This window comes from Aminobacter niigataensis (genome assembly GCF_946995915.1).
In the GTDB taxonomy this organism is placed as follows: domain Bacteria; phylum Pseudomonadota; class Alphaproteobacteria; order Rhizobiales; family Rhizobiaceae; genus Aminobacter; species Aminobacter niigataensis.
In genome coordinates this window covers 2,732,902-2,745,327 of the sequence record NZ_OX341517.1, presented here as the reverse complement: position 1 = coordinate 2,745,327, position 12,426 = coordinate 2,732,902, and the positions used below count along the sequence as shown (strand labels likewise).

At 63.1% G+C, this 12,426-nt stretch carries 12 protein-coding genes and 1 tRNA gene; 4 read left to right on the top strand and 9 right to left on the bottom strand.

All coding sequences use genetic code 11. The annotated features are described in order from the left end of the window. Positions 1–61: 61 nt before the first annotated feature. The 3 genes from O1Y97_RS13320 to O1Y97_RS13310 all read right to left on the bottom strand — a co-directional run bounded on the left by O1Y97_RS13320 (position 62) and on the right by O1Y97_RS13310 (position 2,685). Positions 62–448 carry a MerR family transcriptional regulator gene (locus O1Y97_RS13320; protein ID WP_108607754.1) on the bottom strand — a complete coding sequence of 129 codons (387 nt, stop codon included), beginning with the start codon at positions 446–448 and terminating at the stop codon, positions 62–64. Between the two features lie 262 nt (positions 449–710). Continuing rightward, positions 711–2,135 (bottom strand): magnesium transporter, encoded by a 1,425-nt coding sequence (mgtE, locus tag O1Y97_RS13315; RefSeq protein ID WP_318761327.1) that lies wholly within the window; start codon positions 2,133–2,135, stop codon positions 711–713. Between the two features lie 127 nt (positions 2,136–2,262). Beyond that, positions 2,263–2,685, bottom strand: a complete 423-nt coding sequence (locus O1Y97_RS13310; RefSeq protein WP_108607752.1) for a MerR family transcriptional regulator — start codon at positions 2,683–2,685, stop codon at positions 2,263–2,265. Positions 2,686–2,757: 72 nt separating this feature from the next. Between O1Y97_RS13310 and O1Y97_RS13305 the strand changes: the two genes are divergently transcribed. From O1Y97_RS13305 to O1Y97_RS13295, 3 genes are all read left to right on the top strand, one after another. Then, positions 2,758–5,037 (top strand): heavy metal translocating P-type ATPase, encoded by a 2,280-nt coding sequence (locus O1Y97_RS13305; RefSeq protein ID WP_318761326.1) that lies wholly within the window; start codon positions 2,758–2,760, stop codon positions 5,035–5,037. A gap of 299 nt (positions 5,038–5,336) precedes the next feature. Continuing rightward, positions 5,337–5,543 carry a hypothetical protein gene (locus tag O1Y97_RS13300; RefSeq protein WP_318761325.1) on the top strand — a complete coding sequence of 69 codons (207 nt, stop codon included), beginning with the start codon at positions 5,337–5,339 and terminating at the stop codon, positions 5,541–5,543. A 267-nt stretch (positions 5,544–5,810) separates the two neighbouring features. Next, positions 5,811–6,296 (top strand): hypothetical protein, encoded by a 486-nt coding sequence (locus O1Y97_RS13295; protein ID WP_318761324.1) that lies wholly within the window; start codon positions 5,811–5,813, stop codon positions 6,294–6,296. A 134-nt stretch (positions 6,297–6,430) separates the two neighbouring features. Here O1Y97_RS13295 and O1Y97_RS13290 read toward each other — a convergent pair. After that, positions 6,431–6,515, bottom strand: a tRNA-Leu gene (locus O1Y97_RS13290). 208 nt (positions 6,516–6,723) lie between these two features. Between O1Y97_RS13290 and lipB the strand changes: the two genes are divergently transcribed. Beyond that, positions 6,724–7,464 carry a lipoyl(octanoyl) transferase LipB gene (lipB, locus tag O1Y97_RS13285; protein ID WP_318761323.1) on the top strand — a complete coding sequence of 247 codons (741 nt, stop codon included), beginning with the start codon at positions 6,724–6,726 and terminating at the stop codon, positions 7,462–7,464. Positions 7,465–7,957: 493 nt separating this feature from the next. Here the strand turns inward: lipB and O1Y97_RS13280 are convergent, their stop codons facing one another. The 5 genes from O1Y97_RS13280 to mce all read right to left on the bottom strand — a co-directional run bounded on the left by O1Y97_RS13280 (position 7,958) and on the right by mce (position 12,418). Next, positions 7,958–8,644: an ABC transporter ATP-binding protein gene (locus O1Y97_RS13280; RefSeq protein WP_108607747.1), complete on the bottom strand. Its 687-nt coding sequence runs from the start codon at positions 8,642–8,644 to the stop codon at positions 7,958–7,960. Further along, the gene (locus O1Y97_RS13275) at positions 8,644–9,930 is read right to left on the bottom strand and encodes a lipoprotein-releasing ABC transporter permease subunit (RefSeq protein WP_108607746.1); all 1,287 of its coding nucleotides are present in this window, start codon (positions 9,928–9,930) and stop codon (positions 8,644–8,646) included. Before O1Y97_RS13275 ends, O1Y97_RS13280 begins: the two co-directional genes overlap by 1 nt. After that, entirely contained in the window at positions 9,927–11,255 is a 1,329-nt protein-coding gene (gene proS, locus O1Y97_RS13270) for a proline--tRNA ligase (protein WP_108609848.1), read from the bottom strand. Before proS ends, O1Y97_RS13275 begins: the two co-directional genes overlap by 4 nt. 492 nt (positions 11,256–11,747) lie before the next feature. Continuing rightward, positions 11,748–12,017, bottom strand: a complete 270-nt coding sequence (locus tag O1Y97_RS13265) for a DUF1467 family protein (protein WP_108607745.1) — start codon at positions 12,015–12,017, stop codon at positions 11,748–11,750. Further along, entirely contained in the window at positions 12,014–12,418 is a 405-nt protein-coding gene (gene mce / locus O1Y97_RS13260; RefSeq protein ID WP_108607744.1) for a methylmalonyl-CoA epimerase, read from the bottom strand. Before mce ends, O1Y97_RS13265 begins: the two co-directional genes overlap by 4 nt. Positions 12,419–12,426: the final 8 nt, after the last annotated feature.

The window sequence follows — 12,426 nt, the reverse complement described above, 5'->3', positions numbered from 1 at the left end:
ACAATGCTGTGGGTGAGTCCGAGCCGTCGCCGCGCCGGATGACCCGGCCGGCTTTCTGCTGTCAGGTGTTGACGCCGAGCTCGACCAGCCGTTCGACGCAGGATTCCTCGGCCTGGTCCAGTTCGGCGAGCGTCTCCTCCAGATCGCGGCGCTTCTGGCGCAGATCCTCGCGCTTCTCTTCGATGCGCTTGATCATCAGCTTGAGCTGGCCGACCTCGCCGGGCGGCGCGCGATACATCTGGATGATCTCGCGGATCTCGTTGATCGAAAAGCCGAGGCGCTTGCCACGCATGATCTGGCGAATGAGATGCCGGTCCGATGGCCGGAACAATCGTGTCCGGCCGCGACGCACCGGCTGCACCAGGCCTTCGTCTTCATAGAAGCGCAGTGTCCGCGTCGAAATGTCGAATTCGCGGGTCAGTTCGGTTATCGAATAATATTCCCGCATCGTTCCTCCACCCCGCGAGCGAAACCGCCCCGCCTCAAAATCATGCCGGGCACTAGCCGAGGCGAATAGGCCGGGCGACGGCAAGCATCGCGCGGCAAGGACCATAGTGATCCGCCTGGAGTCTCGCACGCGATTTACGTAAAAGTCAATTGAACTCGCCGTCTATGCAACCAACTGTTCCGCGCCCAATCTGGCGCGCAGAAATACGGTGGCGTTGATCCCGGGGGGGGGCCTTTGCGGAACTCGAAACCGAGCTTCGGCGTCATCCGCCGCCGAGATGCAACCACCATGTCGCGAGGCTGAGGAAGGCAAGGAAGCCGATCACGTCGGTGATCATCGTCGTGAAGATCGACGACGAGATCGCCGGGTCGGCGCCGACCTTGTCGAGCAGGAGTGGAATCAGGATTCCGCCGAGCGCTGCCGCCAGCATGTTGAGCACCATCGCCGCGGCAATGACGAAACCCAGGTCGGGATTGTGGAACCACAGACCGGCGACCAGGCCGAGGATGGCCGCAATGATCGCACCGTTCAGCAGCCCGACCATCACCTCGCGGCGGATGACGCGGCCGGCATTGTAGATATCGAGGTCGCGCGTGGCGAGCGCCCGCACCGTCACCGTCATCGTCTGGGTGCCGGCATTGCCGCCAAGCGAGGCCACGATCGGCATCAGGGCTGCCAGCGCCACCATCTCCTCGATGGTCGCGCCGAACTGGCTAATGACAGATGCCGAGATGAAGGCGGTTCCGAGATTGACCAGGAGCCATGGCACGCGCGAGCGCGAGGTGGCGGCCACCGTGTCCGACAGCTCTTCGTCGCCGACGCCGCCCATGCGCAGAAGATCTTCCTCTGCCTCCTGCTGGATGACGTCGACCACGTCGTCAATGGTCAGCACGCCGACCAGACGCTCGTTCTCGTCGACGACGGCGGCCGACAAAAGATCGTATTGCTCGAACTCGCGCGCCGCCTCTTCCTGGTCCATCGTCGCGGGAATGGCGTGACGCGTCTCGTGCATCACCTCTTCGATCTTGACCGCACGCTTGGTGCGCAGGATCTGGTCGAGGTCGACCGCGCCGAGCAGCTTGAAGGTCGGGTCGATGACGAAAACCTGGCTGAAGCGGTCGGGCAGGTCCTTGTCGTCGCGCAGATAGTCGATGGTCTGGCCAATGGTCCAGAACGGTGGCACCGCAACGAACTCCGTCTGCATGCGCCGGCCGGCCGATTCTTCCGGATAGTCGAGCGAACGGCGCAGCCTGATGCGCTCGGTGAACGGCAGCTGGGCCAGGATCTCGTTCTGGTCTTCGGCGTCGAGATCCTCGAGGATGTAGACGGCATCGTCGGAATCGAGTTCCTGGACGGCCTGGGCAATCTGCTCATTGGGCAGGTTGTCGACGATGTCCAGGCGGATCGCCTCGTCGACCTCGGTCAGCGCCGAAAAGTCGAAGTCCGACCCCATCAGCTCGACCAGCGCAAGCCGCTGTTCGGGCAGCAATGCCTCCAGCAGGTCGCCGAGTTCGGATTGGTGCAGCCCCGATACGTCGCGCTTCAGCGACAGCGTGTCGCGATCGGCGATCGCCGCGCCGATATGGGCGAGGAACGAGGCAAGGATCGCCCCGTCCTCGCCGTAGATTTCGGCGTGGACAGCGTCAGCGGCGTCGGCGCCGTGCGTATGGTCGTGTCGGGCTTCCATCGGCGCTTCCCGCTTGCGGATTTTCGGGATTCGAGGTGGGTTATCCCTAGCCCGCCAAGGGTCGGAATATCAAATGAAATACCGCCTCAGGCGGTCCTGCGGATCAGCCATTTCCGCCCTGTTTCAATCAGGCCACATGCTCGCTTGAGCATTGGCGGTGATCGGCCAGCACCTCGATGATGCGGCAGTCGCAGATGCGGCCGTGGCCGCACTCGTCGATCATCCGCGACAGCTCGCCGCGCAGCGCCTGGAGCCGCTCGATTCGCCTGTCGACTTCGCGAAGATGCGACTTGGCGATGCTGTCGGCCTGGTGACACGAGGCCTGCGGTTCCTGCGACATGACCAGCAACTCCCTGATATGGTCGACCTCGAAGCCGAGTTCGCGGGCGTGGCGGATGAAGTTGAGCCGGTCGATCTCCGCCTTGCCGTAGCGGCGCTGGTTGCCTTCCGTGCGCGGTGGCGCCGCAATCAGCCCGATCTGCTCATAAAAACGGATCGTCGGCACTTTCACGCCCGTTCGCCGCGCCAGTTCGCCAATCGGCAGATTCATCTAAAAACCCTCTTGATCCTCTAGTGGCTAGAGATTCTAGCATTGCTTCATATAGGATTGAAAGGACCCATCATGAATGACGCCAGCCACGGCAAGACGCGCTTCCGCGTCGGCGGTATGGATTGCGCCTCCTGCGCGACCAAGATCGAGAACGCCGTCAGCCGCCTGCCCGGCATCACCGAGGTCGGCATTTCCGTTTCGGCCGGCACAATGACGGTTTCGCATCAGGGGCCAGCGCCATCGGCTGCGATTTCGAAGCAGGTGAAGGCGCTCGGCTACTCCGTCGCCGAGCTTGGCGTGGCGCGCGCGACCGAGGTCCAGCAGCACAAGCACGGCCCATCGTGCAGCCATGACCACGACCACAGCGGACACGACCATAGCCATGGTGAACATGCCGGCCACGATCACGGTGACCATGCCGGGCACAACCACGGCTCCCCGGCTGCGGCCTCTGCCGATGCCGGCCACGCCCATTTCGATCTCGACGACGGCCCGTGGTGGACATCCCGCAAGGCCAAGCTGACCATCGCCTGCGGTGCTGCCCTTGTCGCAGCCTATGCCATCGGCCAGTTCATGCCGCAGGTGGGGCACTGGGCCTTCCTGGCTGCATTGGCGGTCGGGCTTGTGCCCGTGGCGCGGCGCGCCTTCGCCGCCGCGATGACAGGCACGCCGTTCTCGATCGAGACGCTGATGACCATCGCGGCTGTCGGCGCGGTCTTCATCGGCGCCACCGAGGAAGCGACGATGGTCGTCTTCCTCTTCCTCATCGGCGAATTGCTGGAAGGCGTTGCCGCTCGCCGCGCCCGCGCCAGCATTCGCGGACTTGCCGACCTGGTGCCCAAGACCGCTTTGGTCGAGGAAGGCGGCTCGACCCGCGAGATGCCGGCCGAGGCGCTGCAGGTCGGTGCGCTCATGCTGGTCCGGCCCGGCGACCGTGTTGCCGCCGACGGTGTCATCGTCGAGGGTTCGAGCACGCTCGATGAAGCTCCTGTCACCGGCGAAAGCGTTCCCAAGTTGAAGATCGCTGGCGACGACGTGTTCGCCGGCACCATCAACACCGATGCGGTGCTCAAGGTCCGCGTCACCGCGGCGGCCGCCGACAACACCATTGCCCGCGTCATCAAGCTGGTCGAGGAGGCGCAGGAGAGCAAGGCGCCGACCGAGCGCTTCATCGACCGCTTCTCGCGCTACTACACGCCGGCCGTCCTTGTCGTCGGAGCGCTCGTCGCCATCCTGCCGCCGCTGGTCGCCGGCGGTTCGTGGTCGGAGTGGGTCTACAAGGGCCTCGCCATCCTGCTGATCGGCTGCCCCTGCGCGCTTGTCATCTCGACGCCCGCTGCAATTGCTGCCGGTCTGTCCGCCGGCGCCCGCCGCGGGCTGCTGCTCAAGGGCGGAGCGGTGCTGGAAGGCATGCGCCGCGTCACCACGGTCGCGCTCGACAAGACCGGAACCCTGACCGAAGGCAAGCCGAAGGTCACCGACATCGTCGGCGTCGGGCACCCCGAAGCCAAGGTCCTGTCGCTGGCTGCCGCCCTGGAGACAGGCTCGAGCCATCCGCTGGCGCTCGCCATTCTCGGCCGCGCCAAGACAGATGGCGTACCTGTGCCCCCAGCAAGTCTCGCCAAGGCGGTGGCAGGCAAGGGTGTTTCGGCCAAGGTCGGCGGCCAGGATGTGTTCCTGGCGTCGCCCAGCGCCTCCGAAGAGATGGCCGGATTGCCAGCCGAATTGAAAGCGCAGATCTCCGCCTTCAATGGCGACGGCAAGACAGTTTCCGTGCTGGTGGTCGACAACAAGGTCGCGGGCCTGCTTGCCATGCGCGACGAACCGCGTGCAGACGCCATAGCGGCACTGGCCACGCTCAAGGCCAACGGCATCGCCACCCTCATGCTGACCGGCGACAACGAGGCGACTGCAAAAGCCATCGGCAAGGGGCTTGGTATCAATGTTCGCGCCGGCCTGATGCCCGACGACAAGCAGCGCATCGTCCGTGAACTCCAACAGCAGGGACAGGTCGTCGCCAAGGTCGGCGACGGCATCAACGACGCCCCTGCCCTTGCCGCTGCCGATTTCGGCATCGCCATGGGCGGCGGCACCGATGTCGCGCTGGAAACCGCCGACGCTGCCATCCTGCATGGCCGCGTCACCGACATTCCTGACATGATCGCCCTGTCGAAGACGGTGATGGGCAACATCACCCAGAACATCACCATCGCCCTTGGCCTCAAGGCGGTGTTCCTGGTGACGACGATTGCCGGCATTACTGGTCTGTGGCCCGCCATCCTCGCCGACACCGGCGCCACGGTGCTGGTCACCGCCAACGCCATGCGGCTGCTCGCCTGGCGCGGCCGCTGACGCAATCCTAGAACTGGTCGTTCGATGGGCCGCCCGGGCAGACCTGGGCGGCCCGTTTGACAATCGTGATCATTTGGCCGAGATACCGGCCATGCAAAAAGTTTCCTTTGCCATCCTCGTCACCTGCAAAGGCGGCCTTCAAATAGGCTGATAGCCTGGTGCCACTACCTGCGAGAGCAAGAGCGGCACCAGGACACTGACACTCACGACATCAGAAATCTGCCTGTACTGGCCGAGCGATCTGCTGCGCTGTTGCGCGCGCCGCTTGCTGCCGGCGGCACTCCGTTTGGAATGTTCAAATGACCTTCAAATACAGTTTCACCTTCCCGATCAGCGGCGCCAACAAGCTGCCTCGTTTCAAGAACTGGGCCGCAGAACACGCGGCCGGCATCGAAGTCAGCCTTCCGCCCCAGGTTCCCGTCAAGAGCGAGAGCTTGACCATCCGCCTCAGGTCCGCTGACGACCGGCAAGCGCTGATGACCAAGCTTGCAGGCGTCGACTTGTAGCACTGAGCGACGGTGACGGGCCTGGCCCGTCACCGTCCACTTGGGGCAACTCACGCGCCATGCCCGCACTGCAGTGCCGGCTCGGAAGTCCGGCATCCTTCCTGCGCCCGTCCCCACGATCAGCCGCAAGTGGCAACTTGGACGGCTACTCCCGGGCCTTTTGACAACTTTGCCCGCACCCCATAAGTTCGCCAGAACCAGTAGTCGTCCGCTCCCAGATGGAGCAGGCCCTTCGAAAAGATCGGCAACAAGATGACCTCGGCAATCATGGCACTGATTCTGGCAATGTTCACGGTCTCCGCAGCGATTGCGGACGAGAAGGCCTTTTTGGAAACTCTTTCCGGCAGCTGGCATGGCGGGGGACACGTCCGACTGAAACCCGGCGCAATGCCGCTTGCCGTCTCCTGCAGCCTCGACTCCCGGGCAGATGGCGCAGCCCTCAACCTTGACGGCGCCTGCCGCGCAAAAGTCGTGTTCTCCCGCCGCATAGGAGTTGATCTGCAGGCCAATGGCGGACGCTATACCGGTTCCTATGTCGGTTCGAGACGTGGCGCCGCGCGACTTGTCGGTACACGCACCGGCGATACGCTCAACCTCCAGATCCTATGGCCAGACAAGGGCTCCGGTTCGCGCGTCGCAAGCATGCGGCTGGCAAGCGTCGGTACAGGGCATATGCGGATCGTCACGATCGAGCCGCATCCCCAGACCGGAAAGAAGGTCGTGACGGCGACAATCGAGCTCACCCGCAACTAGGTGATCAACGGCAGCAAGACTGCGCAACTCTCTGTAATTCTTGAAAGACACCGGTTAGCCCCGGAGAGGCTCAAGCCGTTTCATCCCTGATGGAACGGCTTGCTCAGATGATTTGGTACTCACCTGAAAAGTGATGGTGCGGTCGAGAAGACTCGAACTTCCACGGGTTGCCCCACAGCGACCTCAACGCTGCGCGTCTACCAATTCCGCCACGACCGCACTGTCACGAAGGGCCGGTCCGAACCGGCTCGCGGCATGTAGCAAATCGTTTCCGGGGAAACAAGCGCCCTGTGCGATATTCGTCGATCATTCTTGCTTGCCCCAGGGGAAGCGGCCATCACTTTCGACAATAGCCGGCTTTCAAGGCGCGGGGACTGGACGTTTTGGCCGCCAGCGGCCATATCAGGCCGAAGAACGGACCGTCCAAATGACCGAACGCAGCCTGATCGCCACGTCGTTTCTCGCCCTTCCGGGCTCAGCCCCGGTCGAATGGCGAATCGAATCCGGCCTCACCCCTTACGACCAGGCGCTCGCCTTCATGGAAGAGCGCGCCGACGCGATTCGCCAGGGTAGCGCCGGCGAGATGGTCTGGCTGGTCGAGCACCCGCCAATCTACACCGCAGGCACCAGCGCCCAGGAGCAGGACCTGGTCGAGCCCGACCGTTTCCCCGTCTTCAAGACCGGCCGCGGCGGCGAATACACCTATCATGGCCCCGGCCAGCGCGTGGCCTACGTCATGCTCGACCTCAAGCGTCGGCGCGAAGACGTGCGTGCCTTCGTGGCATCGCTCGAGGCCTGGATCATATCGGCGCTCGCCGCCTTCAACGTGAAGGGCGAACGCCGCGAGGACAGGGTGGGCGTCTGGGTGGTCAGACCCGACCGCCCGTCCCTGCCGGACGGTTCACCGGCGGAAGACAAGATTGCCGCCATCGGCATACGCCTGCGTCGTTGGGTGAGTTTCCACGGCATCGCCATCAATGTCGAACCTGAGCTCGGCCATTTCTCGGGCATCGTGCCTTGCGGCGTCACCGACCATGGCGTCACCAGCCTTGTCGACCTTGGCCTGCCGGTGACGATGAACGACCTCGACGTTGCGCTCAAAGCCGCGTTCGAAGAGATATTCGGGCCAGCCAGCACAGTCTCCGAGACCGTACGAAAAACCGCCTAGGAACTTTCGCTGGTCTGCCTGTTTGCAGCCCCGAACGTGGCGGGTCCTTCGACGTCGGCGCCCGCAATTCCCGCGTCATTCAGGCATCGGGATCTGTCCCGGTGCCGCAGCCTTCATCGGTTCAGAACCCCATCGAGAAGAGGCCGAACCGGCATTCAATCACAGTGCGCCGATCCACATCGCCATGGTGACGAGGAAGGTGCTCATGCAGACCATCGAAAGGACATCCTGTAGCAGCTCGGTCATCTGTTGCTCCTGTTTTTAATATGTTCTCAATTTGTTCTATTTTTGTTCAAATGTCAACGCACACCATTGCTTTCGGGCGCAGGCGCTCGTTGCAAGCGATTCGACAGTAAATGAAGGGTTCATGCGCGCGACCGGTCACCGCCGCGCGTTAACAATCGCGCGTCAGCCGTCCCGGCATCAAGATAACAGTCAACTGGAGCGCGGCCCGCCGACAGTGCGAACAGGCGTCTGGAGCAATCGCCCGCTGCTAGCGCAGCGGAACGATCTTGCCCTCGGCGAGCGTCACGCGGCGGTCCATACGCGCGGCAAGCTCGTGGTTGTGCGTGGCAATAAGTGCGGCCAGGCCAGATTGCCTGACGAGCGCCGAAAGCGCGTCGAAGACATAACCTGCCGTCACCGGATCGAGATTGCCGGTCGGCTCGTCGGCCAGAAGCACCAGCGGCGCATTGGCAACCGCGCGTGCGATCGCCACGCGCTGCTGCTCGCCGCCGGAAAGCTCTGACGGCCTGTGTTCGGCGCGCTTGCCTATCTTCATGTAGTCGAGCAGTTGCTCGGCACGCTCGCTCGCCTTGGCCGGGCTGAGACCCTTCACCAACTGCGGCATCATCACATTCTCCAGCGCCGAGAATTCGGGCAGCAGGTGATGGAACTGATAGACAAAACCAACGTCGTTGCGGCGGATCGCGGTACGCTCGTCGTCCGAAAGCCGCCCGCAGGCGCGCCCGTTCAGGAAGACGTCGCCGGCGTCGGGGCGTTCGAGCAGGCCTGCGGTATGCAGCAGCGTCGACTTGCCGGCGCCTGACGGCGCCACCAGCGCCACCATCTCGCCCGGCTTGAGCGAGAAATTGGCATCGTTCAGGATCGTCAGCTTGCGCGAGCCCTGCTCGTAATGGCGTTCGACGCTCTTGAGTTCGATAACGGCTTCGATCGCCATCACTCGTACCTCAGCGCTTCGACCGGATCGAGCGTTGCCGCCCGCCATGCCGGAAACAGTGTCGCCAGGAACGACAGCACCAGGGCCATCAGCACCACCGAGACAGTCTCGCCGACGTCCATCTTGGCCGGCAGCTGGCTGAGGAAGTAGAGCTCGGGATTGAACAGCACCGTGCCGGAAAGCCACGAGAAGAACTGCCGGATGCGCTCGACATTGAGGCAGATGACGACGCCGAGCAGCACGCCGGCAATGGTGCCGGTCATGCCGATGGCGGCGCCCGTCATCAGGAAGATGCGCATGACGGCGCCACGCGTCGCACCCATCGTGCGCAGGATGGCGATGTCGTGGCCCTTGTCCTTCACCAGCATGATCAGGCCGGAGATAATGTTCAATGCTGCCACAAGCACGATCAGCGTCAGGATCATGAACATGACGTTGCGCTCGACCTGCAGCGCCGAGAAGAACGTCTGGTTGCGCTGGCGCCAGTCGGTCAGGAAGATCGGCCGCTGGGCCGCCTCCTCGACCTTGGTCTTCAGCGCATCGACGTCATCGGGGTTGTCGACATAAATCTCGATCGAGCCGACCTTGCCTTCGGAATTGAAGTAGAGCTGCGCCTCGTTGAGCGGCATGAAGACGATCGAGCTGTCATATTCCGACATGCCGACTTCGAAGATGCCGGAGATCGGATAGGCTTTCGCCCGCGGCGTCGTGCCCATGGGCGTGACGTCTCCGTCGGGCGAAATCAGCCGGATGGAATCGCCCAGCACTAGGCCCATGTTCTCGGCCATGCGCTTGCCGATGACTACGCCCTCGCCTTCGTCGAAGCCGACGATGGAGCCCTGCTTGATGTTGTTGGCGACCAGCGTCACCTTGCCGAGATCGCTGCCTCTGATGCCGCGCACCAGAGCGCCGGCGCCAGCGCCGACATTGCCCTGCGCCAGCACCTGTCCCTCGACCAGCGGAATGGCATATTTGACGCCTGAAACCCCGTTGATGCGGTCGGCGACCGCCGAATAGTCCTCAAGCGGGGTGTCCACTGCGGTGACGACCAGATGGCCGTTGACGCCGAGAATGCGGGTCAGGAGTTCGGCGCGAAACCCGTTCATCACCGCCATCACCACGATCAGCGTGGCAACGCCCAGCATGATGCCGAGAAACGAGATCGAAGCGATGACCGAAATCACCGTCTCCTTGCGCTTCGAACGAAGGTAGCGCCAGGCCACCATGCGCTCGAACACCGAGAACGGCCCGGCCCCGGCCGGCTTCGCCGCCGCCACTTGGTTCATGCCTTGGCGCCCAGCTTGGCGAGTGCGGCTGCCACCGGCAGCGTTTCGCGCTCGCCAGTCTTGCGGTTCTTGATTTCGACCTCACCGGCAGCAGCACCGCGCGGACCGACGATCACCTGCCACGGCAGGCCGATCAGGTCGGCAGTTGCGAACTTGCCGCCGGCGCGCTGGTCGGTGTCGTCGTAGAGCACGTCCTTGCCGGCTGCTTCGAAGGCCTTGTAGAACTCGTCGCAGATGCGATCGCACTCGGCGTCGCCGACCTTCATGTTGATCAGGCCGATGTCGAACGGTGCCACCGCCTCCGGCCATATGATGCCGTTCTCGTCATGGCTCGCCTCGATGATCGCGGCGATCAGGCGCGACGGGCCGATGCCGTAGGAACCCATCGACACGAAATGCTCCTTGCCATCGGGCCCGGTCACCTTGGCTCCCATCGGCTTCGAGTACTTCTCGCCGAAATGGAAGATGTGGCCGACCTCAATGCCGCGCGCCGAAACCTTGTCGGCCTCGGGCACCGCATCCCAGGCCGCCTCGTCATGCATTTCTTCGGTCGCCGCATACGGCGTCGTCCACTGCTTGACGATGCCGTCGATCTCGCCGTCATTGCCGAAGTCGGTTTCGGCGCCCGGCACGGGCAGGCCGAGATAGTCGCGATGGCAGAACACCTGGCTTTCGCCGGTTTCGGCCAAAATGATGAACTCGTGGCTCAGGTCGCCGCCGATCGGGCCGGTGTCGGCGCGCATCGGGATCGCCTGCAGGCCCATCCGCGTGAAGGTACGGAGATAAGAGACGAACATCCTGTTGTAGGCCGCCTTGGCGCCCTCGAAGTCGAGGTCGAAGGAATAGGCATCCTTCATCAGGAATTCACGGCTGCGCATGACGCCGAAGCGCGGGCGCACTTCGTCGCGGAACTTCCACTGGATATGGTAGAGGTTGAGCGGCAGATCCTTGTACGACTTGACGTAGGACCGGAAGATTTCCGTCACCATCTCTTCGTTGGTCGGTCCGAACAGCATGTCGCGCTCGTGCCGATCCTTGATGCGCAGCATCTCTTTGCCGTAGTCGTCGTAACGGCCGCTTTCGCGCCACAGGTCGGCCGACTGGATCGTCGGCATCAGGATTTCCAATGCCCCTGCCCGGTCCTGTTCTTCGCGCACGATGCGGCAGATCTTGTCCAGCACGCGCTTGCCCAGTGGCAGCCACGAGAAGCTGCCGGCCGCCTGTTGCCTGATCATGCCCGCGCGCAGCATCAGCCGGTGGGAAATGATGTCCGCCTCGCGGGGATTTTCTTTCAAGATAGGCAGGAAATAGCGCGACAGACGCATCGAAGATTCCATGAAAACGATGATGCCGGAATCGGCACGGGAAAGGCTTGCTTGAACGCGCTTCATAGCCATTTCATGGCCGATTGGAAACCCGCGCACGCCGTTTCGACGCAGCGTCAGAATGCCCTGTCTGGTTGCCAGGCAAATTCTGCCAAACAATTGTGCATCGCAGCACAGGATTGCCCCTGCCGAAGCAAAATTCTGCGTGACATTTCATTTCGGCTTGGTCTAATGTGCCCCGATAACCGAGAGGGCGGAGAAAAATCCGCTCTCCTACGCGGTCAAAGTCTTGGGAGGATGCGATCTAGGCGCGATAACTCGCTGCCGCCGGTAACGGAAAGCAGATCGGACGCGTTTAAATTGCAAGGCTTCGCGCCTTGCATTTTTTTTGGGCAATCATCAGCTTACGATGCGTCGTTGACAAACGACATGACCGGGCATGACACCAGATCATCCCGCCCGCGTCGGCGGTAGTCGGCCGGGCGTTGTCGCTCAGTTGATCTCGGGGATGAACTGGGGGAAATCGTCGAAGCTGTAGCCGAGGCCGAGGGTCACGCCATAGAACGCGCCCATCAGCACCGCCGTGACCACCGTTGTCCACAGCATGGCGCGCAGCATGTGGGGGCCGCGCGGCGCGCTCGCCTCCGTGCCGTGCGTGACATTGTTGTCGTCATCCTGGGTCTTCACGCCGAATGGCAGGATGGCAAACAGGGTCAGCCACCAGAAGACGAAATACATCGCAATGATGGAAATCCAGGTCATGCCTGTTCGAGCTCCACGAGCGTACCCTGGAAATCCTTGGGGTGCAGGAACAGCACCGGCTTGCCATGCGCGCCGATCCTCGGACTGCCGTCGCCGAGCACGCGGGCGCCGCTCGCCTTGAGGTGGTCGCGCGCAGCCAGGATGTCGTCAACCTCGTAGCAGACATGGTGCATGCCGCCTGAAGGGCTCTTGGCCAGGAATGCCGCGATCGGCGACCCCTCGCCCAGCGGCTCGAGGAGTTCGATCTTGGTATTGCCGACATCTATGAAGACGACCGTCACGCCATGCTCAGGCAGGGCCTGCGGCTCGGTCACCCTGGCGCCGAGCGTGTCGCGGTAGACAGCGCTCGCCGCTGCCAGGTCCGGCACGGCGATGGCGACGTGGTTGAGGCGTCCGAGCATATCAAGTC

Excerpts from the sequence above, each read along its gene's own strand:
- O1Y97_RS13320 (WP_108607754.1), bottom strand. The coding sequence starts at position 448 with ATGCGGGAATATTATTCGATAACCGAACTGACCCGCGAATTCGACATT.
- mgtE (WP_318761327.1), bottom strand. The coding sequence starts at position 2,135 with ATGGAAGCCCGACACGACCATACGCACGGCGCCGACGCCGCTGACGCT.
- O1Y97_RS13310 (WP_108607752.1), bottom strand. The coding sequence starts at position 2,685 with ATGAATCTGCCGATTGGCGAACTGGCGCGGCGAACGGGCGTGAAAGTG.
- O1Y97_RS13305 (WP_318761326.1), top strand. The coding sequence starts at position 2,758 with ATGAATGACGCCAGCCACGGCAAGACGCGCTTCCGCGTCGGCGGTATG.
- O1Y97_RS13300 (WP_318761325.1), top strand. The coding sequence starts at position 5,337 with ATGACCTTCAAATACAGTTTCACCTTCCCGATCAGCGGCGCCAACAAG.
- O1Y97_RS13295 (WP_318761324.1), top strand. The coding sequence starts at position 5,811 with ATGGCACTGATTCTGGCAATGTTCACGGTCTCCGCAGCGATTGCGGAC.
- lipB (WP_318761323.1), top strand. The coding sequence starts at position 6,724 with ATGACCGAACGCAGCCTGATCGCCACGTCGTTTCTCGCCCTTCCGGGC.
- O1Y97_RS13280 (WP_108607747.1), bottom strand. The coding sequence starts at position 8,644 with ATGGCGATCGAAGCCGTTATCGAACTCAAGAGCGTCGAACGCCATTAC.
- O1Y97_RS13275 (WP_108607746.1), bottom strand. The coding sequence starts at position 9,930 with ATGAACCAAGTGGCGGCGGCGAAGCCGGCCGGGGCCGGGCCGTTCTCG.
- proS (WP_108609848.1), bottom strand. The coding sequence starts at position 11,255 with ATGCGTCTGTCGCGCTATTTCCTGCCTATCTTGAAAGAAAATCCCCGC.
- O1Y97_RS13265 (WP_108607745.1), bottom strand. The coding sequence starts at position 12,017 with ATGACCTGGATTTCCATCATTGCGATGTATTTCGTCTTCTGGTGGCTG.
- mce (WP_108607744.1), bottom strand. The coding sequence starts at position 12,418 with ATGCTCGGACGCCTCAACCACGTCGCCATCGCCGTGCCGGACCTGGCA.